This is a genomic window from Mesorhizobium sp. WSM3873, assembly GCF_001672445.1.
Taxonomy (GTDB): domain Bacteria; phylum Pseudomonadota; class Alphaproteobacteria; order Rhizobiales; family Rhizobiaceae; genus Mesorhizobium.
The window spans coordinates 79,371-101,896 of sequence record NZ_LYTM01000017.1 but is presented as its reverse complement, the minus strand read 5'-3'; the positions used below and the strand labels follow the sequence as shown (position 1 = coordinate 101,896).

The 22,526-nt window shown below is 63.1% G+C and carries 22 protein-coding genes; 9 read left to right on the top strand and 13 right to left on the bottom strand.

The window, feature by feature from the left end; genetic code table 11:
- Nucleotides 1-129: 129 nt before the first annotated feature.
- The 3 genes from A9K71_RS14340 to A9K71_RS14330 form a co-directional block, all read right to left on the bottom strand.
- Nucleotides 130-990, bottom strand: a complete 861-nt coding sequence (locus tag A9K71_RS14340) for an NlpC/P60 family protein (protein ID WP_066996454.1) — start codon at nucleotides 988-990, stop codon at nucleotides 130-132.
- Between the two features lie 50 nt (nucleotides 991-1,040).
- Complete coding sequence (locus A9K71_RS14335; RefSeq protein WP_066996450.1) at nucleotides 1,041-1,391, bottom strand: MarR family winged helix-turn-helix transcriptional regulator; 351 nt, start codon at nucleotides 1,389-1,391, stop codon at nucleotides 1,041-1,043.
- Nucleotides 1,392-1,465: 74 nt separating this feature from the next.
- Nucleotides 1,466-2,830, bottom strand: a complete 1,365-nt coding sequence (locus tag A9K71_RS14330; RefSeq protein ID WP_082980513.1) for a leucyl aminopeptidase family protein — start codon at nucleotides 2,828-2,830, stop codon at nucleotides 1,466-1,468.
- 122 nt (nucleotides 2,831-2,952) lie between these two features.
- Here A9K71_RS14330 and A9K71_RS14325 point away from each other — a divergent pair, with 122 nt between their 5' ends.
- Nucleotides 2,953-3,780 (top strand): tetratricopeptide repeat protein, encoded by an 828-nt coding sequence (locus tag A9K71_RS14325; RefSeq protein WP_066996506.1) that lies wholly within the window; start codon nucleotides 2,953-2,955, stop codon nucleotides 3,778-3,780.
- Nucleotides 3,781-3,964: 184 nt separating this feature from the next.
- On the opposite strand, the gene A9K71_RS14320 is transcribed toward A9K71_RS14325, so the two are convergent.
- The 9 genes from A9K71_RS14320 to A9K71_RS14280 form a co-directional block, all read right to left on the bottom strand.
- Entirely contained in the window at nucleotides 3,965-4,981 is a 1,017-nt protein-coding gene (locus A9K71_RS14320; RefSeq protein ID WP_066996444.1) for a type II secretion system F family protein, read from the bottom strand.
- Between the two features lie 13 nt (nucleotides 4,982-4,994).
- Nucleotides 4,995-6,008, bottom strand: coding sequence for a type II secretion system F family protein (locus A9K71_RS14315; RefSeq protein ID WP_066996441.1), 1,014 nt, complete (start codon nucleotides 6,006-6,008; stop codon nucleotides 4,995-4,997).
- Between the two features lie 131 nt (nucleotides 6,009-6,139).
- A complete protein-coding gene (locus A9K71_RS14310) occupies nucleotides 6,140-7,639 on the bottom strand; it encodes a CpaF family protein (RefSeq protein ID WP_066996438.1) in 1,500 nt (499 codons plus the stop codon).
- Nucleotides 7,640-7,669: 30 nt separating this feature from the next.
- Nucleotides 7,670-8,953 (bottom strand): CpaE family protein, encoded by a 1,284-nt coding sequence (locus tag A9K71_RS14305; RefSeq protein ID WP_170950412.1) that lies wholly within the window; start codon nucleotides 8,951-8,953, stop codon nucleotides 7,670-7,672.
- A 31-nt stretch (nucleotides 8,954-8,984) separates the two neighbouring features.
- Nucleotides 8,985-9,722 carry a CpaD family pilus assembly protein gene (locus tag A9K71_RS14300; RefSeq protein ID WP_066996433.1) on the bottom strand — a complete coding sequence of 246 codons (738 nt, stop codon included), beginning with the start codon at nucleotides 9,720-9,722 and terminating at the stop codon, nucleotides 8,985-8,987.
- A 14-nt stretch (nucleotides 9,723-9,736) separates the two neighbouring features.
- Complete coding sequence (locus tag A9K71_RS14295) at nucleotides 9,737-11,266, bottom strand: type II and III secretion system protein family protein (protein WP_066996430.1); 1,530 nt, start codon at nucleotides 11,264-11,266, stop codon at nucleotides 9,737-9,739.
- A complete protein-coding gene (gene cpaB, locus A9K71_RS14290; protein ID WP_066996427.1) occupies nucleotides 11,263-12,075 on the bottom strand; it encodes a Flp pilus assembly protein CpaB in 813 nt (270 codons plus the stop codon). The genes A9K71_RS14295 and cpaB overlap by 4 nt, the downstream gene beginning before the upstream one ends.
- 277 nt (nucleotides 12,076-12,352) lie before the next feature.
- Nucleotides 12,353-12,871: a prepilin peptidase gene (locus A9K71_RS14285; RefSeq protein ID WP_066996424.1), complete on the bottom strand. Its 519-nt coding sequence runs from the start codon at nucleotides 12,869-12,871 to the stop codon at nucleotides 12,353-12,355.
- 159 nt (nucleotides 12,872-13,030) lie between these two features.
- Nucleotides 13,031-13,204: a Flp family type IVb pilin gene (locus tag A9K71_RS14280; RefSeq protein ID WP_066996421.1), complete on the bottom strand. Its 174-nt coding sequence runs from the start codon at nucleotides 13,202-13,204 to the stop codon at nucleotides 13,031-13,033.
- Nucleotides 13,205-13,560: 356 nt separating this feature from the next.
- On the opposite strand from A9K71_RS14280, the gene A9K71_RS14275 reads away from it, so the two are divergent.
- The 3 genes from A9K71_RS14275 (at nucleotide 13,561) to A9K71_RS14265 (ending at nucleotide 15,474) form a co-directional block, all read left to right on the top strand.
- The gene (locus tag A9K71_RS14275; protein WP_066996418.1) at nucleotides 13,561-13,983 is read left to right on the top strand and encodes a pilus assembly protein N-terminal domain-containing protein; all 423 of its coding nucleotides are present in this window, start codon (nucleotides 13,561-13,563) and stop codon (nucleotides 13,981-13,983) included.
- Nucleotides 13,984-14,148: 165 nt separating this feature from the next.
- Nucleotides 14,149-14,724, top strand: coding sequence for a TadE/TadG family type IV pilus assembly protein (locus A9K71_RS14270; protein WP_245299625.1), 576 nt, complete (start codon nucleotides 14,149-14,151; stop codon nucleotides 14,722-14,724).
- Nucleotides 14,725-14,853: 129 nt separating this feature from the next.
- On the top strand, nucleotides 14,854-15,474 hold the full coding sequence (locus tag A9K71_RS14265) for a TadE/TadG family type IV pilus assembly protein (RefSeq protein WP_066996412.1): 621 nt from the start codon (nucleotides 14,854-14,856) through the stop codon (nucleotides 15,472-15,474).
- Between the two features lie 4 nt (nucleotides 15,475-15,478).
- Here A9K71_RS14265 and A9K71_RS14260 read toward each other — a convergent pair whose 3' ends face one another.
- The gene (locus A9K71_RS14260; protein WP_066996502.1) at nucleotides 15,479-16,405 is read right to left on the bottom strand and encodes a PhnD/SsuA/transferrin family substrate-binding protein; all 927 of its coding nucleotides are present in this window, start codon (nucleotides 16,403-16,405) and stop codon (nucleotides 15,479-15,481) included.
- A gap of 128 nt (nucleotides 16,406-16,533) precedes the next feature.
- Between A9K71_RS14260 and A9K71_RS14255 the strand changes: the two genes are divergently transcribed.
- The 5 genes from A9K71_RS14255 (at nucleotide 16,534) to dnaA (ending at nucleotide 22,364) form a co-directional block, all read left to right on the top strand.
- Nucleotides 16,534-17,781 (top strand): phosphopentomutase, encoded by a 1,248-nt coding sequence (locus A9K71_RS14255; RefSeq protein ID WP_066996410.1) that lies wholly within the window; start codon nucleotides 16,534-16,536, stop codon nucleotides 17,779-17,781.
- Nucleotides 17,765-18,655 carry a bifunctional DNA-formamidopyrimidine glycosylase/DNA-(apurinic or apyrimidinic site) lyase gene (gene mutM, locus A9K71_RS14250; RefSeq protein WP_066996407.1) on the top strand — a complete coding sequence of 297 codons (891 nt, stop codon included), beginning with the start codon at nucleotides 17,765-17,767 and terminating at the stop codon, nucleotides 18,653-18,655. The genes A9K71_RS14255 and mutM overlap by 17 nt, the downstream gene beginning before the upstream one ends.
- A gap of 40 nt (nucleotides 18,656-18,695) precedes the next feature.
- A complete protein-coding gene (locus tag A9K71_RS14245) occupies nucleotides 18,696-19,469 on the top strand; it encodes an enoyl-CoA hydratase (protein ID WP_066996404.1) in 774 nt (257 codons plus the stop codon).
- A gap of 246 nt (nucleotides 19,470-19,715) precedes the next feature.
- Nucleotides 19,716-19,982 (top strand): 30S ribosomal protein S20, encoded by a 267-nt coding sequence (gene rpsT / locus A9K71_RS14240; RefSeq protein WP_066996401.1) that lies wholly within the window; start codon nucleotides 19,716-19,718, stop codon nucleotides 19,980-19,982.
- Between the two features lie 909 nt (nucleotides 19,983-20,891).
- Complete coding sequence (gene dnaA, locus A9K71_RS14235) at nucleotides 20,892-22,364, top strand: chromosomal replication initiator protein DnaA (RefSeq protein WP_245299622.1); 1,473 nt, start codon at nucleotides 20,892-20,894, stop codon at nucleotides 22,362-22,364.
- Nucleotides 22,365-22,526: the final 162 nt, after the last annotated feature.

Genomic DNA, 22,526 nt, shown 5'->3' with positions numbered 1-22,526 from the left:
AAAGGTGGCCCGGCGCGCAGCGCCGAGACTAATGAGGGTGATCCAGCTTGGCGCTACTTGCCAACCGACTTGCGAAGAGCAAATCGGGGCAATCCGACTTCTCTCCCATGGGGAGAGGTTAGGGCGGCGCTAAGGCCTGCGGAACCCGGTCGGGCCGCCATAGAGATAGCCGATCCGCTCGACGGCATCCTTCAGCCCTTCGCGCGAGACCAGCATCGTGTGGCCATTGGCGTGGATCATGTCCTTCGCGTCGGTCATGATCGCGACGTGGCCCTTCCAGAAGACGAGGTCGCCGCGCTGCAGCCCGGAATACTCAGTGCCCGGCTCGAGCGGCGTCCCGATCGATGCCGCCTGCATGTCGGAATCGCGGAGCACATCCTTGCCGGCCATGCGCATCGACAGTTGCACGAGGCCGGAGCAGTCGATGCCGAAGCCGGAGACGCCGCCCCAGAGGTATGGCGTGCCGAGGAAGCTTTCGGCGACCGTCACAAAGTCGTCTGCAACCTCGGCGAGCGGCCGCAGATGGCGGGCAATGACGGTCTGGCCGGATGGCAGCAGCGCGTAGTGCGTGCCGCGCGTTTCGGCGGAACCCGTCACCGTCACCGCGGAGCCCATCGACAGTTGCCCGCCGATCGGGAAGCGCAGGTCCGGTCCGGGATAGAGGAAGGTGCGCGGCACGGAGACGATGTGGGTGGGCGCATGCTCACGTGCGCCGAGTACATTGTCGGCGGCATAGCCGACATAGCCGTCGCGCTCGGCCTGCACCCAGGCCCAGCCTTCCGCAACCTCGAAGACCAGCACGTCGTCGCCGAACAGCGCCTGCGTGTTGATGCCGGCATCGGGGCGCGGCGCCTTGCGCAGGTCGGCGACGGCGGTGGTGATCCGCGCCGGGCGGCCGGCGACAAAGCGATCGGCGGCGACTTCCCCCTTCAGCCTGGCATCGGCGAGATCGGAACGAAAGGCGTGAAGGCGGGCATCCCTGGCGGTCAAATCGGTAGTCCAGTCAAATGAGTTTATCGGTCAGACAGACGAGTTGTCGGTCAGATGGGCAGCTCATGCGCCTTTGCGACGATACCATCGCCGAAGCGCTCGACAAAGAGCGCGCCCTCCACCGTGCGCCGGATCAGCACATTGCGCTTGTCGAGCTCGTCGCGGTGGCGCGAAACCAGCTTCAGCGCGCCCATCGTGTCGAGCGCGCGGGTAATGACCGGCTTGGTGACGTTGAGCCTCGCGGCCAGCCCGCGCACCGTATGCGGCGGCGGATCGAGGTAGATGGTGAGCAGGATGGCGGTCTGGCGCATGGTGAGGTCGGGCGCGTCGTCGCGCACCTGCGACAGCAATACCTGCTGCCACAGTCGCAAGGCCTGGCTCGGGCGCATCGAGATCGACATTTGCCAAGCATGACGGCAAATTGTTTCGCTTCCGTTTCAGTCCACGGCGGCTTTTGCCAGTTTTCTCGTCACACTCACCCGAAGCGCTTCGAGATCACTCGCTCCAGCGCGCGAATGCCTTGCGCCTCGCCCCCCGTCAGGCCGTGCGGGCGGTCATTCGGGTTCCAGGCAAAAATGTCGAAATGCGCCCATCCGGGCGTCTTCTCGACAAAGCGCTTGAGGAACAGCGCCGCCGTGATCGATCCGGCGAAGCCGTCCGTCGTGACATTGTTGACGTCGGCGATCTTCGAGGAAAGCTTCGCGTCATAGGGACGCCACAGCGGCATGCGCCACAGCGGATCCTCGACAGCAAGCGCAGCCGCAGCCAGGTCGGACGCCAGTGCCTCGTCGCCGGTATAGAAGGGCGGCAGATCGGGGCCGAGCGCAACACGGGCCGCTCCGGTCAAGGTCGCCATGTCGAACAGCAGGGCCGGCCTTTCCTCGTCGGCAAGCGCCAGAGCGTCGGCCAGCACCAGCCGGCCTTCAGCATCGGTGTTGCCGATCTCCACCGTTATGCCCTTGCGGCTCCTCAGCACGTCGCCAGGCCGGAAGGCATTGCCGGCGATCGAATTCTCGACCGCAGGGATCAGGACGCGCAGCCGCACATTCCGTTTCGCCGCCATGATCATCGAGGCGAGACCCAGCACGTTGGCGGCGCCCCCCATGTCTTTCTTCATCAGCAGCATGCCCGACGACGGCTTGATGTCGAGGCCGCCGGTGTCGAAGCAGACGCCCTTGCCGACCAGCGTCACCTTCGGCGCGTCGCTCGGGCCCCAGGTCATGTCAATCAGCCGCGGCGCGCCGGCCGAGGCGCGGCCGACGGCATGGATCATCGGGAAATTCCGCGCCAGGAGATCGTCACCCTTGACGACGGAAACGTCGGCGCCGTGCCCGGCTGCCAACCCCTGGACAGCCTCCTCCAGCTCATCCGGCCCCATGTCGCTGGTCGGCGTGTTGACGAGGTCCCGCGTCAGGAACATAGCCTCAGCGGTGCGGCGCACATGCGCGCCGTCGGCGCCCGAGGGCAGCGCCAAGCGCAACGCCCTGCCGGGTTTCTTGCCGTAGCGGGTGAATGCGTAGCCGCCGAGGACGACGGCCAGCGCCGCAAGATCGGGCGCTGGCAAATCCTGGGCGAAATGCCATTCGCCCTCGGGCAGCGACCGCGCCAGGGCGCCCACGGCAAGCTGGCTCTCGCCGTCGCCTGTACCGAACAGCGCGCCGGCGAGACCGCCACCTTCTGCCGGCAGAACGAGCGTGCGGCCCGCCTCGCCGGAAAAGCCGTTGGCCCGTGCCCAGGCGATAACGGAAGGGGGAAGGCCAGTGCCGTCGAGGCCATCCTTTCCCACCAGGTAGACTGGCAAGGCTGCTTCCGGTTTCTGGTCAACGAGTTCGACAGGCATTCGATGGTCTCCGGCCGGCACGGCGAGTCGGCTTCTTAACGATCCGTTAGGGTTAACAGAATATTTCTGTGGGAGGGAAGACGGCCAGCTTAATGGCCGCGCAGGAATGGAGACAGGCGCCGATGCCGATCAAAGCGTTGACCTTCACAAGCAAGCGTCTGGTCACCACGGCATTGCTGGCGGTGCTGGCGGCCAGCGTGGCCGGCTGCGGCAGCACCAGCAAGTTCACGACCGGCTCCATTTCCCGCTCCGACAACCGCCCGCTGGAAACGATGTCGGCCAGCGAACTGCACAGCGCCACGACCAGGCTCGGCGAATCCTACGCCCGGAACCCGAATGACAAACGCATCGCCACCAACTATGCCGCGGCGCTGCAGATGGATGGCGACGCCGACCAGTCGCTGGCGGTGATGCGCAAGCTCGCGATAGCCTACCCCAAGGACCGCGACGTGCTCGCCGCCTACGGCAAGGCGCTTGCCGCCAACGGGCAGTTCGAGCAGGCGCTCGATGCGGTGCGCCGCGCGCAGACGCCGGAATATCCGGACTGGCGCCTGGTTTCGGCGGAAGCCGCCATCCTCGACCAGATGGGGCAGCGGGACGAGGCACGTCAGGACTACCGGAAGGCGCTCGAGCTCAAGCCGAACGAACCCTCGATCCTTTCCAATCTCGGCATGTCCTATGTGCTGGAGGGGGATCTGCGCACCGCCGAGACCTATATGCGCTCGGCCGCGCAGCAACCCAACGCCGACAGCCGGGTGCGGCAGAACCTGGCGCTGGTCGTCGGCCTGCAGGGTCGTTTCGACGAGGCCGAAAAAATCGCCTCGCAGGAGCTTTCGCCGGAGCAGGCACAGGCCAACATCGCCTATCTGCGCCAGATGCTTGCGCAGCAGAATGCCTGGAGCCAGCTCAAGGATAAGGACAAGGGCAAGGCGAAGGTCGCGACGAACTGACCGCCCGGCACCTAGAGAGGTCACCGTTTACGGAAACCGCGAACTGCTCTGGCTGTTTGTTTTTTCCGTAATTCCGGATGGAAAACCGTTACACACTTTTCCTGGAATTGCACAAGGTTAGGCCAGACAGCATAGCCGCGCGGCGCCTGCCACGCGGCTTTTGTTATGACTTCAACGGCTTCGCCTATTGGCTGCTGGAATTGTGCTGATCGCCGAAGATGCCGCGCTGGCTGACCTGGATGCCGGCCGGCCCTAGGATGATGGCGAACAGAACCGGCAGGAAGAAGAGGATCATCGGCACGGTGAGCTTGGGCGGCAGTGCTGCGGCCTTCTTTTCGGCCGCATTCATACGCATGTCGCGGCTTTCTGAGGCGAGCACGCGCAGCGCATGCGCCACCGGCGTGCCGTAGCGCTCCGCCTGGACCAGGGCCTGAGTCACCGCCTTCACCGAATCCAGACCGGTGCGGCTTGCCAGGTTCTCGTAAGCGACCCTGCGGTCCTGCAGATAGGAGAGCTCGGCATTGGTGAGCACGAATTCCTCGGCGAGGGCGACGGACTGAGTACCGATCTCGTCGGCAACCTTGCGAAGCGCTGCTTCCACCGACATGCCGGATTCGACGCAGATCAACATCAGGTCGAGCGCGTCCGGCCACGCCAGTTGGATCGACTGCTTGCGTTTGGTGGCGCGGTTGTTGACGTAGAGGATCGGCGCATAGAAGCCGCCATAGGCGACAAGAATGCAGACGAACAGCTTGATGAAGGCAGGCTGCTGCGCCAGACCGCCGAGAAGGAACAGATAGATCGCCGCGAGCGCGAATCCGACAAAGGGCAGGATCAGACGAAAGAACAGGAAGCGCGTCAGCGGATTCTGGCCGCGGAAGCCCGCGACTTTCAGCTTCTGCAGCGTGCCTTCGTCGGCAAGCGCGCGCTTGAGATCCAGCCGTTCGACGATGTTGCGCATGCCGATCGACTGTTCCTCGCGCAGACCCTTGCGGCGGCGGTCGGCTTCATTGGCGAGCCGCTGACGCTGCTTTGCGCGCAGCTCATCCCGCTCGAGCGCCACCGTTTTCATGCGCGCCTTGAGCTGATTGCCGCCAAGCGCTGGCATGAGCGTGAAGACGGTCGCAAAAACCGCGATGCCGACCAGGAGCGCGATAAGAAACGAAGGATCGGTTAGCGTCTTGACGACCTGGTCTGTCATTGGATCCGCGTCCCTAGACTTCGAAGTTCATCATCTTGCGCATCACCAGGATGCCGATCGACATCCAGACGCCGGAGCAGCCGAGGATCAGATTGCCGACGCTGGTGGTGAATAGCGGCATGATGTAGTTCGGACTTGTCAGATAGACGAGAAAGGCGACGACGAACGGCAGGGCGCCGATGATGACGGCGGATGCCTTTGCTTCCATCGACAGCGCCTGTACCTTGGCCTTCATCTTCTTGCGGTCGCGCAGCACGCGCGAAAGGTTGCCCAGCGCTTCGGAGAGATTGCCGCCGGCCTGCGACTGGATCTGGATGACGATGCCGAAGAAGCCGGCCTCGGTGCATGGCATGGTCTCGGACATGCGCATGGTGGCGTCGGGGATCGACATACCCATCTGCTGGGAATCGACGATACGGCGGAATTCGGAGCGGACCGGCTCCGGGGATTCATTGGCGATCAGGCGGATCGCGTCGTTGAGCGGCAGACCGGACTTCACCGCGCGCACGATGATGTCGAGGGCATTCGGGAATTCCTCCAGGAAGGCCTTCACCCGGCGCGCGCGACGAAACGAGACGAACCAGCGCGGCAGGCCGAGGGCTCCGGCCAAGAGAGCGCCGGGCAGGACCAGCAACGGCGCGCCGGCAAGAAAGGCGAGGATCGTAAGCACGATGCCGCAGATCACCGAGTAGATGTAGAAGCGCTCGAGGGAGACGGTCATGCCGGCCTGGCGGATCTGGGCCCTCAGCGGCGGTTTCTTGACGTTGCGGTCATTGGTTTTCTGCTTTTCATCGAGCTGCTTGAGCGAATCCTGAAGCGTCTTGCGCCGTCTGACCGCTTCCGCGGCGCGGTCGCGCGTAGCCTTCACCACCGATCGGTCGGTCTCGGCCGTCTTGATCGTTTCAAGCCGCTTGCCGGCCTGCTTTTCGTTATCGATGCGCTTGAACAGGAAAGCATAGGCTATCGCGCCAGCGCTGAGGCCCGCGAGCACGACGAAAGCCAGAACCGTGGTGTCAATTCCGAACATCGACCGGGGCCCCTACACCTCCAGATGCACTAGAGCGGTTCAGCTTTTGATAAAAGCGCTGACCCGCTCTAAGTATTTGTTTTTACGCAATTCCGGACGGAAAACCGCTACGCACCTTCCCTGGAATTGCTCTAGTCAGCGCGTTTCTCCATGGCCTCGAGCGCGTTGGCGAGGCGCTGCTCCTCGCCATAGTAGCGGGCACGATCCCAGAAATGCGGCCGGCCGATGCCGGTGGAGACATGCTCGCCGATCAGACGGCCGCTCGCGTCCTCGCCCTTGATGTTGTAGAGGACGAGGTCCTGGGTGATGACGACGTCGCCTTCCATGCCGATCACCTCGGTGATGTGGGTGATGCGGCGCGAGCCGTCGCGCAGGCGAGCCGCCTGAATGATCACGTCGACCGAGCCGACGACGATCTCGCGCACCGTCCTCTGCGGCAGCGAATAGCCGCCCATGGCGATCATCGATTCAATACGGTTCAGACATTCGCGCGGGCTGTTGGAGTGGATCGTTCCCATCGAGCCGTCATGGCCGGTGTTCATCGCCTGCAGAAGGTCGAATACTTCCGGTCCGCGCACCTCGCCGACGATGATCCGCTCGGGCCGCATGCGCAGGCAGTTCTTGACCAGGTCGCGCATGGTCACCTCGCCCTCGCCTTCGAGATTGGGCGGCCTGGTTTCGAGACGGACCACATGCGGCTGCTGCAGCTGCAGCTCGGCCGAGTCCTCGCAGGTGATGACCCGCTCCTCGCGATCGATGTAGTTGGTCAGGCAGTTGAGCAGCGTCGTCTTGCCCGAGCCGGTACCGCCCGAGATGACGACGTTGCAACGGACGCGGCCGATGATCTTCAGGATCTCAGCGCCTTGCGGCGAGATGGCGCCGAACTTGACCAGCTGGTCGAGCGTCAGCTTGTCCTTCTTGAACTTGCGGATGGTTAGCGCGGTGCCATCAAGCGACAGCGGCGGCGCGATCACGTTGACGCGCGAGCCGTCGGGAAGGCGCGCGTCGCAAATAGGGCTCGATTCGTCGACGCGACGGCCGACCTGGCTGACGATGCGCTGGCAGATGTTGAGCAGCTGCTGGTTGTCGCGGAAGCGAATGCTGGTCGGTTCGACCTTGCCGTTGACTTCGATGTAGACGTTCTTTGAACCGTTGACCATGATGTCGGCGATGTCGTCGCGCGCGAGCAGCGGCTCCAGCGGCCCATAGCCGAGCACGTCGTTGCAGATATCCTCGAGCAGCTCTTCCTGCTCGGAGATCGACATCGCGAAATTCTTGATCGCGATGATGTCGTTGACGATGTCGCGGATTTCCTCGCGCGCGCTTTCCGGATCGAGCTTGGCGAGCTGCGAAAGATCGATCGTGTCGATGAGCGCGGAAAACACCTGGCTCTTGGTGTCATAATAGGTTTCGCCGCGCTCGCGCTGGACCCTTTTCGGCGGCTCGGGCGCCATCGGCGGCGCCTCCACCGGACGGCGAACGGGGGACGCGGCGGGCGTGCTCGGCGCGGGCGCGGCCGGCCGATCGACAGCGATCGTCCCAGCCGGAGCGGGAGCGGCCGGAGGAGGTGCTGGCGGACGGAATTCGGGAGCTGCCCGGCTGCCGTCGTCTGTGCCTCTTTTACCAAACATGATCGACTACCCGATGCCGCTTAGCGAGCGTCATTTCTTGCTGCGTGAAAGCTTGCCGAGGATGGCGCCAAGGCTTGCCTTCTTCTTCGCCTTGATCTCGCTGCGCCCTGTCAGCACATGCGCTATTTCGTTGATCGTGCCGACGACCGGACTCTTGGCATCCATCTCGCCGAGCATGCGGCCATTGTTGGCGGCGTTGCCGAACAGCAGCGGCTCGAAATTGATCACCGCCATCGGCGTGATGCCGAGCGGTTCGGAAAAATCCGATGCCGCGATCTCCGGTCGTTTGGGAACGCCCGCCTGATTGATGATCAGCTTCGGCGGCGGATCGTTCGGACGCAGCCGCTTCAGCATGTCGACCATATTCTTGGTGTTGCGCAGATTGGCGAGTTCCGGCGTGGCCGTGATGACGATCTCGTCGGCCTTGATCAGCGTGCTCTTGGTCCAACCGCTCCAGACGTGAGGGACGTCGAGCACGAGCAAGGGCGCGCTGCGCTGCGCCGTTTCGATGACCTGGGAGAAGGCGTCCGGATCGAAATCATAGACGCGCTCGAGCGTGGACGGTGCCGCCAGCAGCGACAAATGCTCGGCGCATTGCGCGAGCAGCCGGTCGAGATAGACCTCATCGACGCGCTCGGGCGAAAACACCGCCTCGGCGATGCCCTGCGCGGGGTCCCGGTCGAAGTTGATGTTGGCGGTGCCGAAGGCGAGATCGAGATCGGCGACGACGACTTCGGACTTGAACAAGGACGACATCGCCCAGGCGACGTTGTGGGCGATCGTCGAGGATCCGACACCGCCCTTGGCGCCGATGAAGGCGATGGAGCGGCCGATCGGATCGGACTCGGGATCGACGAAGATCGACGAGACGACGCTGACGATATCGGTCATCGAGACCGGCGCGATGACATATTCGGAAATGCCCGAACGGATAAGCTCCCGGTAGAGTCCGACATCGTTGTAATGGCCGATGACCACGACCTTCGAGGTCGGATCGCAATATTCGGCGAGCTGAGCGAGCTGCTCCAGCAGCTGTTTCGGCTCGCTGCGCGATTCCAGCAGGATCAGGTTTGGCGTCGGCGCCGACTGGTAGAATTCGATCGCGGTGGCGATGCCGCCCATATGGACCTTGAGATGGGCCTTGGCCATGCGACGATCCTCGCCGGCGCGCCCGATCGGATTTGCGACGCCTTCGGTCTCGCAAAAAGCCTGGATCGAGATGCGCGGCACCGGGCGCAGCGCCTGCATGGCGGCGATGTCCTGTTGCGAAAGATCGCCGGTATCCGCAGGCGTGTCGTAGGCAAGATTGCTCATCGTCATGCTCTTTCCGTGATCCGCCGCGGGCTCAGTAAGTCACTTCCGAATTGCCGAGGAACTCATCCGAAATGCCTCTCGCCCGATAGACGTCGATCACCGCGCCGCGATTTTCGGCATCGATGTCGGACTGCTTGCGTGGCCCGAGCAGATCGTTGGGATTGGCCATCTGGGCGGCGAGGTTGTTCTGATAGGAGCACCCGAAATCGGCGTAGTGCTTGTTCTCGGAAGTCTCGGTCAGATCCTCGGGCCAACGCCCGCATTTGTCGGTCTGTGCCCTCACCGCCACGAAGGCCACGCGGACCGGCGCCGAAGCCTCGGGCACGGCCGACTGATAGGAGGTCATGATGATATTGTTGCGCTTGACGCCTGCGGCCATCGCAAGTCTGGCGAAATCGCGGCTCGCGGCCTGGGCGGCGGCCTGGTTCGCGGAACCCACCGGGGCCGCGATCGTCAGCGCCGGCGCGGCGCTCCTGTCGTAGCCGTCGAGGAAGCCGAGCAGAGTGTCGCGCTGCGAAGCCGTCATGCCGCGATCACCGGCGCCGACCGGGAGGTCGATCTTCTGGTTCTTCTCGGCGATAACGATCGGATGATTGGTGCGGTAGTCGTCCGGAATGGAGCCCACTGTCACGCTGTCGCGATGGAAGTTGGCGCATCCGGTGAGCGACGCCGCAAGGGCGATCGCCAGGACCGGAGCCGACCCGCGGAATCGTCCGCGGCCCGATTGTGCCGCTGCGATCGTCATGGCCTTCGATGTTGAGTTGGACATGTCCGCTTTCCCGCTCACTTGTAGATGAAGCCGACAACGCCGTGGTAACGGCCAGGTGGCCTATCGGTCTGCATGGTGCCGTAGACGCGATTGACGCGACCGAGGAACATGCCGGCGCCGTCGCTCGGCGCATTGAAATTATCGTCGGGCTTGGCCAATTCGTTGCGCGCCACGGGCCGCGCCAGATAGGGCGTGATGATGATGACGAGCTCGCTTTCGTTGCGCACGAAGTCGCGGCTGCGGAAGAGCGCGCCGAGCACCGGAATCTTGGTCAGTCCGGGCAATCCAACGACGGCCTGCCTGACGTCGTCGCGCACAAGGCCTGCGATCATCATCGAGCCGCCGGAAGGCAGTTCCACCGTCGTATCGGCCAGGCGTTTGCGGAGCGACAAAGCGTTCATGCCGATGCTGCTGTTATCCGTGGATGCCGACACGGAGCCCTCGGTTGTCGGTTCGGAAACCGACGTTCTCACCTTCAGGCTGATGCGGCCGGGTGACAGCACCACCGGCTGAAACTCCAATCCGATGCCGTATTCGATCTTCTCGACCTGATAGTTCTTCAGGCCGGTCTGGTTGTCGTTGGAGACGTTGGCGGTAACATTGGTCACCATATTGTATTCGCCGCCGACCTTGAAGGTCGCCTTCTCCCCGGACACGGCGGTCAAGGTCGGCTCGGCCAAGGTCTTCATGACCCCCGACTGCTCCATTGCGTTGATATAGGACTGCAGCCCGGACGCACTGATCCCTAGGCCCGCGTTCGACAGCGGCTTACCGAGACCAGCGTAAGGGTCGCTGAGCGCGCCCCAGGAGATGCCGTTGCTGCCGCCGCTGGCCATCATGTTGACGCCGAGCTGCTTCATCACCGAGCGGCTGACTTCGGCCACCGTCACCTTCAGCGTCACCTGATCGTCGCCGATGATCTGCAGCAGATTGACGATCTTGGAAACCCGGCGCTCCTGGTCGGGATTGTTGATGTCGACGCCGCCGTTGGCGGACCCGCCGGCGGCCGTCTGTGAATATTGGCCGGTCGTCGCTTCACCGCCCGAGACGAAGATGGTGGCCAGGTCGACGGCGCGCTTGGCGTCGAGCGGTGTATCGACATTGCCGGTGAGAATCACGTTGTCGTTCAGCAGCTCGACCTTGATCTGCGACGTCGGGAGGAAGCGCTTGAGATAGTCTTCCAGCCCGGCCACGTCGCGTTCGACCGCCAGGTCAAGACTGGCGATCTGCTCGCCGTTGGGGCCGAAGACGAAGATGTTGGTTTCGCCGACCGCCTTGCCGAACAGATAGATGCGGCGCGCCGTGCGCGTCACTGCGTCGGCGACCGCGGGATTGGCGACGAGTATGTCGTAGGCGTCGCTCGGCAGGTCGATGACCACCGACTTGTTGAGGCCGAGCTTGACACGCTGCGAGGCAGCCGAGGCCGTCACACCCGCCGCCCTGTTCGCGGCTTTTGCCTCGACGAGCCCAGGCGCATTGGTGCCGATCAGGAACAGGCCGATTGCGGCCGCCGCGATGACGGGCAGTTTGCCGATTAGCCTCATTTCCTTGCTCCCACTTCGGAAACCTGGCCCGACTTGATCAACCGCACCGTGCCGCGCCGGCCATTGCCGTTCACCAGATAGTCGGCCTCGCCCAGGTTCTTCTCATTCGTGTCGGTGATCGAACGCAGCGCCAGCGTCAGGCGGTCCGCCATCTGCTGCGCCACCGTGATGATCTCCGCCTGCTGCGGCGTGAGCTCCAGCGTCGCGGTCTGGCCGACCCTGGTCTTCTTGCCCTCCTCATCCACCTGGATGGTCTGGTCGATGGCCAGGACACGGATGTTCTTCAGGATGGTCTCGGTATTGAAGCCGCTGCCGCCATTGCTGGCATCGGCGCGCCGGGTCATGATGACGTCGACGAAGTCATTGGGCAGGATGAAGCCGCCGGCGGACGTATCGGCCGATATGGCGGTCGCGACAGCGCGCATGCCGGACGGCAGGATCGAGGACATGAAGCTCTGCCCCTCGCCGACCAGCTTGGAGCGCCGCAACGGCTCACCGGCATACATGGCTACACGCGCCACCGAACCCTTCAGCTTTTCGACTGCGTCCGGTTCGGCCGCACGGGTGATGAAATTGACGTTGATGCCGCTCGCCGGCCACTGCTCCCACCTGATGTTGTCACCGAGCTGGCTGCCCATTGCGACATCGCCGGAAAGCGCCAGCACGTCCTGCAGCGCGATCGCCGGCTGCTTGGGAGCGTTGACGACGACTTGAGCCGGCGGCGGGACTACCATGTTCTTCGCGACATAACCCGCGCCACCCGCCGCGGCCACGGCCACGCTCAGAATAATCAGTCGGGATGCTGGCATTCGTCCGGACCCTTCGCCTCAAGGCAAACCACCTCGCCAAGCCGGACTTTGCAGCCGCAATCGTCAAAACAAGGTTAATGCAATGCTTACGATCGTGATTAATTTAACGTTTACTCAAATTGGATCGAACCGCTTGCCGTTAACAAAAAAGGCAGTCAAGGCCGCGAGAATCTTGTCACAGAAACGGATCTTCCGAAGGCGGGAATCGTTTCGGGACAGGGCAAGTAAAGCCAAACTCCCAAGGGGAGCTGAGCGCATCTGAAGATGGCCATATGCTTTAGGCGGTGAGCCTGTCGAGCGCCCAGACCATCAGCGGAGAATCCGGAAAGGTGAGGAGCCCGCCGAGACCAAGCGCGACGCCATAAGGAATGCCTGCGCTCTCGTCGGCGAAATGGCGCAGAAAACGGTTGTGACCGGTGTAAACCGCAAATGGCGATTTCCGGTAGGCCAGAATGGCAACCGTCAGCAGGCCGCCGATCAATGTCGAGGTGACTAGGTAGCCGATGAGATTGATGTTGAGCCCCATCCATACGGCGGTCGCGGCCAGCAGCTTGGCATCGCCGCCGCCCATGCCGCCGAGCGCGAACAGTCCGAACGTCGCGGCCAGCACCAGGGCACCGGCTGCGAAATGCCCGCCATAGGCGGCCCAGTCCATCCCGGTCAACGGAGCGACCAGAGCGAAAGCCGCCACGAGCAGCACCGGCACGCGGTTGGCGATCGTCATCGAAAGCACGTCGGAGATCGCTGCAAACAGCATGCAGAAAGGAAAGACGACGAGGATTACGGCTTCAAGCATGGAGGTGGCGCCTGGGGTGGAACTTCCGCTTGAGGTTAGACATGCCTCATTAACGATCGATAACGACAAACGGTCAAAGTCTTCACGCGAGGTAGAAATACAGAAGAAGAAAGGGCCGCGCAGAGCGGCCCTTCTTTCCAAGACAATGAGCTAGCTAGGTTAATTCGAGGTCGAAACCACGCTGGCGATGTGTTTGAACTTGGCATCCAGGGCATTGCCGAGCTGGCCGGCGCCGACCATGATGGCGAGCGCGATGAGGGCGGCGATCAGACCGTATTCGATGGCGGTCGCGCCGGATTCGTCCTTCACGAAACGTGCGATGAGGTTAGACATTCGAGAGCTCCTACTCCACGTGTTACAGCACTTCCGTCAACTTCTCTTGCCGGTTGATCGGATGTGCCAAATCTAGGAGGAAGCCCTTTCGATCGGCTTAATAAATACCCTTACCGATTCCTTTCCGGAGGCGATCCCGTTGCTTGGTTAACCGTGGCCTAAACCTCCAGAGGCGGAGCGGCGGGCAGGAAAAGCGTAGAGATCCGGCCCATCCGCGATTTCGCTAAAACAGCGTATGCTCTCGGCTTAAGACCGCCGAGCCGGCCAATCCCTATCGCGGCCATGCGGCGCTTAACCGTCGGTTCACCAATTTCGTTCATGTTCCGTTGAACAGTCTGCCGCTCCGGAGCGCTTCAATGACCTCGTCGAGATCGCCATTTTCAGTCGTCGCGCTGTTGGCTGTCGCCGCATCCGTCATGCCGGCCAGCGCCGGAGCCGGCATCGAGGTCACCATGAATCAAGCAAAGATCGTCAAGTTGTCGCGCGCGGCCGATACGATTGTCGTCGGCAATCCGGCCATCGCCGATGCCGCCGTGCAGGACGCCTCGACGGTCGTTCTGACCGGCAAGGGTTTCGGCGTGACCAATCTGGTCGTGCTCGATTCCGATGGCAGCCCGATCATCGATGAGCAGGTGACGGTCGTCCGACAAGCCGCGTCCTCGGTGCGCATCTATCGACGCGCCGAAGTCCAGACCATGTCCTGCACGCCCTATTGCGAAAGCTCGTACAAGAGCGAGGCTGAGAAAACGTCCGAAACCGAAATGAACGCAGCCCGCTGAGCTTAGGGCGCAAGCGCCCGCAGGTTAACAGCGGGTTAAGGGCCGCGCACCGAGTTTAACGCTGATCCAAACCGGACCTCAATGGGTGGCCGATAGGTTGCAGCCGACATTGCAAGGAATCGGCAGGAACGGAACATGAGCAGGGATCCGGCGCCCAAGGGCGGAATGGACGGCAAGGCCGAGGCACAGCCACGCCCCGATTTCTTCAGCGACAGGCGCGGCAGCACGGCATTGGAATTCGCAATGCTGGCCATGCCGTTCGCCTTGCTCGTTTTCGCCATCCTGGAGAGCTGCATCTCGTTCGCCGGCCAGGAAGTGATGGCCAACGCCACCGATGATATCGCGCGCCAGCTGCGAACGGGCCAGCTCAAGAAGGCCAACGTCACCGACGCCTCGATCAAGACGCTGATCTGCGACAGGCTGGAGATCATGGTCGCCACGAACTGCCCCGGTTCCGGGTCAAATGCTTCCCTGTTGGTGGACCTGCGCGAATATCCGACCTTCGCCGACGCCGCAGCGGCGGGCTTCAAGATCCAGAACGGCGAAATCGTGCTGACAGGCACGAGCTCGACGACTTTCACGGTGTCGCCGGGGCTGGCGGAATCGAAGAACATGCTGCGGGTTTTCTACAAATGGCCGGTGATCACCGATTTCCTGGCTAAACAGATGGCCAATCTGAATGGCGGCAAGACGCTGCACTTCGCATCGGTGACCTGGCAGAACGAACCATTCGACGACTGAAGCAGGTCGCGTGAGGCAACCTGCTTTGGCTTTTTGATTTTCGGCATGTCTCCCGAAACCGGGTCCACTTCGGGAGACATGCTTCAAGATTGCGGCCGGCCGAGACTTACGGCGGTGTGGGGGTAGGATATGTACCGTGCGGGGGCACAGCGGCGAGTTTCGGCTTTCGTGACGAAGGCGGCACGGTTTTGCCTCGATCGCCGCGGCGTCGCGGCAATCGAGTTCGCGTTCATCGTGCCGGTGCTGCTCATCATGTACTTCATCACGATGGAAGCCTCGCAGGCCATCGAGACCAGCAAGAAGGTCAGCCGCATCGGCAGCATGGTGGCGGATCTCGTCACGCAGCAGACCAGCGTCACGAAAGCCGATCTCGACGCGATCATGAAGATCGGCACCTCGACGCTGCAGCCCTACAACCGCTCCACGCCGACAATCATCATCACCGGGATCCAGATCTCCGACGAGGCATCGCCCAAGGCGACGGTGGCCTGGTCACGCAAGCTAGTGGGCACCACCTATAGCGCCGACGCGGCGAAGACCAGCCCCACCACCGTTCCGCCAACGCTGAATATCCGCAACACCTTCCTTGTTCGGGTGGAAAGCGACCTCGGCTATAAGCCGATCATCACCTGGTCAGCCGACAGTTCGTCGACGCTTGGATTGACCTCGGCCTTCAACAACATATCGATGGGCGAAACGTACTATCTGAGACCGCGCCGCGGTCCTACGGTTCCTTGCACCGACTGCTGACGGACTAATCCCCGCGAGTTTCCCGCCGCACGATGGCCAGGGCCGTTGCGTAGTCCTTTGATACGGCCAGTTCGAAGCCGCCGGAGTGCGTCGGCTCCAGAAGATCGTAGACGTCCGGAGTCAGCGACTTGAGATTGGTCAGAAACACGGCCAGCCGGCGCTTGGCTTCGGCGTCGAGATCGCTGCGCACCGCATGAGGCCCATATCGCAGCGGAGCCGAGCTCCACAGCACCCGAAGCGACGTCTTCGGGACGCCGGCGGCCGCAAGCCGCAGGATGGTGCCCCCCGTGTCGGTAGGCTGGCCGTCGGCGCCGACAGGCTCCCAGCCGAACAGGCCGTCGGCTTCGCCGTCGCCGAGCATCGCCTCGGCCGCGGTGGCCGACGAGGCGCGCGCCAGGAAAGGTGAATCCTGCGCGATCTGCACCCCTTCGCCGGCCAGTCCGGTCAGCGGCAGGAGAGAACCGGCGACATTGTCGGCGGGCGCGATGGCGATCCGATGCGAGGCGATCGCTGTGAGGCCCGGCACTTTGCCGTCGCGCGTCACCAGCACGGAACGGACGCCGGCGGCTCCATCGGCATCGACAGGTGCCACCAGCGGCTCGACACAGCCGCAGCGCTCCGAAGCCGTAGCATAGGCGAGCGCCGAATAGACCGCATACTGTATGCGGCCGCTCGCCTGAGCCTCGATCAATGCCGCATAGTCGCGAGCAACCACGAACTCGACCTTCATGCCGAGAGCGTTCGTATAGGCATCCGTCAAGCGGGCCAGACCAGGTACCGTGTTGCCTCCTCCGGGCTCGGCGACGATTCCTATGCGAAACGTGCCGATGTCGTCGCGCCAGTCGGCATGCGCCGGCGGGGCCGCGGAGAGCACCGCGAGAGCCGCCGCGCAGGTCCTCAATGCCTGGCTTGCCGCCGATTTTGCGCCCATGCCCATCCTTGCCGCATTCCCTCGATCCGCACCACTTTGCACCAAGCCGTTGCGGTCTGGCATCCGATTTGCCAACGCCGCTGCGGAACTCTATGTCTGGCTGGTTAGATTGGCACGATGGCACCCCTATGGCGCGGGCTTTCCTATTCGTTCTCGATTCTTTCGGCATCGGCGGAGCGGCCGATGCCGAACGCTACGGCGATGCCGGCGCCGACACATTCGGACACATCGCGCAGACTTGCGCCGAGGGCCGCGCGGATCATGGAGGCCTGCGCAGCGGACCGCTCGCCGTCCCCAACATGATATCGCTCGGGCTTGCCCGCGCGGCCAAGACGGCAACCGGGCTGACGGTCGACCTCGACGCGCCGCTGCTTGCCGCGTCGTTCCATGGCGCTGCCCAGGAGGTCTCTAGCGGCAAGGACACGCCGTCGGGCCATTGGGAGATTGCCGGCCTGCCCGTGCGTTTCGACTGGGGTTATTTTCCCGACACCGTGCCCGCCTTCCCGGCCGAGCTGACCGGCGCGATCATCCGCGAAGGCAAGGTGCCGGGCATCCTCGGCGATTGCCATGCGCCAGGAACCGAGATCATCGAGCGCTTCGGCGAGGAACACATCCGGACCGGCAAGCCCATCTGTTACACATCGGTCGACTCCGTATTGCAAATCGCCGCGCACGAGACGCATTTCGGCCTGGAGCGGCTCTACGAGCTTTGCCTGACGGTGCGCCGGCTGGTCGATCCGCTCAACATCGGGCGGGTGATCGCGCGGCCCTTCGTCGGCGAGACAAGCGCCACCTTCCAGCGCACCCACAACCGCCGCGACTATGCCGTGCCGCCGCCGGAGCCGACCTTGCTCGACCGGCTGACCGAGCGCGGCAGCAAGGTCATCGCCGTCGGCAAGATCGGCGACATCTTCGCCCATCGCGGCATCGCGGAGGTGCGCAAGGCGGGCGGCAACATGGCGATGTTCGACAAGGCGCTCTCCGCCATGGACGACGCCGGCGAAGGCGATCTGGTCTTTGCCAATTTCGTCGATTTCGATACCGAGTTCGGCCATCGGCGCGATGTCGCCGGCTATGCCGGAGCGCTCGAGGCCTTCGATCGCCGGCTGCCGGAAGCGCTGTCGCGCATCAAGTCGGGCGACCTTCTCATCCTCACCGCCGACCACGGCAACGATCCCACCTGGCGCGGCACCGATCATACCCGCGAACGCGTTCCGGTGATCGGGATAGGGCCGGGACTGAAGGGCGGCGACATCGGGCTCAGGCCGACCTTCGCCGATATCGGCGAAACCATCGCGGATCATCTCGGGCTTGCGCCTGGCCGCCACGGCACCTCTTTCCTCGCGACGATAGGCGGCCATGCCGGAACTGCCTGAAGTCGAAACGGTGCGGCGGGGGCTGCAGCCGATCCTGGAAGGGGCGCGGCTCGTCAATGTCGAGGCGCGACGGCCAGACCTTCGCTTTCCCTTTCCCGAACGGTTCTCGGAGCGGCTTGCCGGCAAGACCGTGACGGCGCTTGGCAGGCGCGCCAAATATCTGACGATGCACATCGAAAACGGTCCGGTGCTGATCTGCCATCTCGGCATGTCGGGATCGTTCCGCGTCGAAACCGATGGGAACGGACAAATTCCCGGCAGCTTCCATCACGAGCGCTCGAAGAGCGCAGCGCATGACCACGTCGTATTCGATGTCGACTCCCCGAAGGGCGAGCGGTCCCGCGTCATCTTCAACGACCCGCGCCGTTTCGGCTTCATGCTGTTTGCCGAAGGCGCGCCGGACACGCATCCAATGCTGGCGGGGCTGGGCATCGAGCCGACCGGCAATGCGCTCGACGGTCCCCTGCTCGCCTCGCTGCTCGAAGGCCGCAGATCGCCGCTCAAGGCCGCGTTGCTCGACCAGCGGCTGATCGCCGGGCTCGGCAACATATATGTGTCGGAAGCGCTGTGGCGCGCCGGCCTGTCGCCGCTGCGCGAAGCCGGCACCATAGCCGGCTCCGGCAAGAGAGCGAAAGAGCAATGCGAACGCCTGGCCGCCGCCATCCGCTCGGTCATCGCCGACGCGATCGCCGCCGGCGGTTCCTCGCTGCGCGACTATGTCCAGGCAGACGGGTCGCTTGGCTATTTCCAGCATTCCTTCGCGGTCTATGACCGCGAAGACGAGCCATGTCCGAAACCGGGCTGCAGCGGCCATATCGAACGCATCGTGCAGAGCGGCCGATCGACCTTCTATTGCCGGACCTGTCAGCGGTGAGCTAGACCGGTCTCCTCAATCGAAGCGAGGAGACGATGCCATGGCCTATGAAACCATTCTCGTGGAGACACGCGGCAAGGTCGGGCTGATCACGCTGAACCGGCCGAAGGCGCTCAATGCCCTGAATTCGCGGGTGCTGGCCGAGATCGTGGCGGCAGTGAATGCTTTCGGCGCCGATGCCGGCATCGGCGCGATGGTGCTCACGGGTTCGGAAAAAGCCTTCGCGGCCGGCGCCGACATCAAGGAAATGCAGGCGATCTCCTTTGTCGACGCCTATACTGGAGACTTCTTTGTCGGGTGGGAGGAGTTCACCCGGGCGCGCAAGCCGATCATCGCCGCGGTCGCCGGCTACGCGCTTGGCGGCGGCTGCGAGCTGGCCATGATGTGCGATTTCATCATCGCAGCCGACAACGCAAAGTTCGGCCAACCCGAGATCACGCTCGGCGTCATGCCGGGCATGGGAGGATCGCAGCGATTGACCCGCTTCGTCGGCAAGTCGAAGGCGATGGACATGTGCCTGACCGGGCGGATGATGGACGCTGCCGAGGCCGAGCGCTGCGGACTGGTATCGCGAGTGGTGCCGGCGGCCGAGCTGGTCGAGGAGGCGCTGAAAGCGGCAGCGAAGATCGCCGAGTTTTCCCTGCCGTCGGTGATGATGACGAAGGAAGCCGTCAACCGCGCTTTCGAGACGACGCTTGCCGAGGGGCTGCGCTTCGAGCGCCGCCTTTTCCACTCGCTGTTTGCGCTCGATGACCAGAAGGAGGGTATGGCCGCCTTCGTCGAGAAGCGGAAGCCGAATTTCAGCAACCGCTAGGGCTTGTCGGCCAAATGCGTGCCGCGACTTTGGCAAGAAGCCGGGCATGCACAAAGACAACGGCTTTAGGCGTGCGGACCCGTTTCAGCGCGGTACGGCTTCAAGCCCCAAAAAGACCGCGAAGCGGCGTTGACGCGCCGGAAAAGCTGAACTATAAGCCGCACCAACCGAGGCGGCCCGTGGCTGCCCGTTTGTTTTTTGCGCCCTGCGACCCGCTGGCGCCCACCAGATCAGAAGAGAGGCATCATGGCCAATACGTCCTCGGCCAAAAAGGCAACGCGCAAGATCGCCCGCCGCGCGGCGATCAACAAGAACCGTCGATCGCGCGTCCGCACCTATGTTCGCCAGGTCGAAGAGGCGCTCGCCGCCGGCGACAAGGCTGCTGCGCTCGAAGCGTTCAAGGCCGCGGAGCCGGAATTGATGCGCGCCGCAACCAAGGGTGTCCTTCACAAGAACACGGCTTCCCGCAAGGTTTCGCGACTGGCCCAGCGGGTCAAGGTGCTGTCGGCCTGACCGACTTCGCTTTAGAACCGTTATCCTTGAACCCGGCCGCACAGGCCGGGTTTTTTCGTTTGCCGGCAAGTACTTAAAAAGAACGGTCGGACAACGACGCTTGGGCCGAATTTCAAAGTAGCCAATGTTTTGCCGGCATATACATAATCGCTCATGTCGACGACCGCTGGATGCGGGCACGGCCATAGATGAGCCTGCCACAAAATCCATATATTTTTCAAAATCTTACAGACGGTCATCCACAGCTTGTTCAACTCGCGGAGGAGCGGCGGGGGACAAGTAGCTGTCAAGAGAATTATTTCAGAAAATTTCCGAAGGTGTGGCCTTTTTCACATTCCACGGAAAAGGGTTTGAATCACAATGGCTTTATGAAAATGGGCCGCAGTGGCACCTGCTTTGAACACGTCTCCGGTAACCAGATTCGTTAAAAATCCGTTAGACGTGGCCTTGCCCTATCCACAGCGATTTCGGTAATGTCCATCCATCGAAGGGACGGGCACCTGCCCTTAACCCAGCCTGAATCGGCCAGCAAAAAATGGCGGAATTCATGACGCGGAGCAATTCCGCGTGCGGCTTGGTTTGTCTCTTCGGTGCGGGTAGGGGACTGGCGTAATTGTACATGGCAGTCGACGTTGGGCCGGCATTTTCGCCGGGCGGTGTTGTATTGTCTTGGCATGATCAAGCCGGCTTGCGAGAGCCGGCAGAGGTCCCTTGCGCAACGTTGCAACGATATCGCCGGCGGCGGCGATAGAGGCGCAGCGAAAAACGTCGCCGGACCCAGGGTGCAGGAGGCGCACTCCCGGCGGAAAAAGGGTACGAGAGACAAGGAACTTGATCATGCAGAGCGGCATCGAAGGGGAGATTGCGGGCGAACTCCCATTCCCAGCAACTATCGTCGGAGGGGACGACATGGCGGCATCCAGCGACGCTGAACAGAAGTTCGAGCGGGTCAAGGCCCAATTGAAGGCGCGTCTGGGAGCCGAGGTCTATTCGAGCTGGTTCGGCCGCATGAAGGTTGCCGAGGCGTCGCGCGGCATGGTCCGCATCTCGGTACCGACGGCCTTCCTGCGGTCGTGGATCAACGGCCATTACCTTGATCTTATCGCCGAACTGTGGAGGCACGAGGATCCCGACCTTCTCAAGATCGAGATCGTCGTGCGAACCGCCACGCGGCAGGGCCGCAACAATGTCGAGCCGGAGATCGCGCCGGCGCGCAAGATGACCAAGCAGGCCCAGACCGCGCTTGCCGCCGGCACCGCGAGCGCCGGTCGGGTGGAGCGGACGCCGGCGCCCCGCCAGGGCGTGCCGGCGGAGACCGAGTTCCGCCACAATGTGCTGGGGTCGCCGCTCGATCCGCGCTACACTTTCACTTCCTTCATCGAAGGCCCTTCGAACCGTGTTGCTTTCGCGGCGGCTAAGGCGGTGGCGGAATCGCAGTCGAGCGCGGTGCGCTTCAACCCGCTCTTTCTCCATGCGACCGTCGGCCTGGGCAAGACGCATCTGCTGCAGGCGATCGCGGCGGAATCGCTGCGGCACAATCCGAAATCGCGCGTGGTCTACCTGACGGCGGAATATTTCATGTGGCGCTTCGCCACCGCGATCCGCGACAACAATGCGCTGACGCTGAAGGAGCAGCTGCGCGACATCGATCTGCTGATCATCGACGACATGCAGTTCCTGCAGGGCAAGTCGATCCAGCACGAGTTCTGCCATCTCATCAACATGCTGCTCGACAGCGCCAAGCAGGTGGTGGTCGCCGCCGACCGGCCGCCGTCTGAACTGGAGTCGTTGGAGCCGCGGGTGCGTTCGCGCCTCAACGGCGGCGTGGCGCTCGAAATGTCGGCGCCGGATTTCGGCATGCGCCTCGGCATGCTGAAGCTGCGCCTTGCTACCGCCAAGATCGACGATACCTCGCTCGACATTTCGGATGAGATCCTCGATCACGTCGCCAGAACGGTGACGGGCAGCGGCCGCGAGCTTGAAGGCGCCTTCAACCAACTTCTGTTTCGCCAGTCCTTCGAGCCGCAGATCACTATCGACCGCATCGACGAGATCCTCGGTCATATCTACCGCTCGGGCGAGCCGAAGCGGGTGCGTATCGAGGACATCCAGCGCATCGTGGCGCGCCACTATAACGTTTCGAAGACGGAACTGCTCTCAAACCGTCGCACGCGCACCATCGTCAAACCGCGGCAGGTAGCGATGTATCTGTCCAAGGTGATGACGCCGCGCTCGCTGCCGGAGATCGGACGCCGTTTCGGCGGCCGCGATCACACGACGGTTCTGCACGCCGTGCGCAAGATCGAGGATCTTTCCGGCGCCGACAACACGCTGGCACAGGAACTCGAACTGCTCAGAAGGCTGATCAACGAGCAGGCCTGAGCGCTTAGCCCGCTTTATCCCCAGAAAGCCCGCGCAACCGGCTGGAACCGGTGCCGCGGGCTTGCGTTTGCAGGGTTTTTACTGTCAGCTTACATAGATTCTGAGCTTTTCGGAGCTTTTGCGGGACGCCGCTGCCCGGTGACCCGCTCATTCATTGAAGCG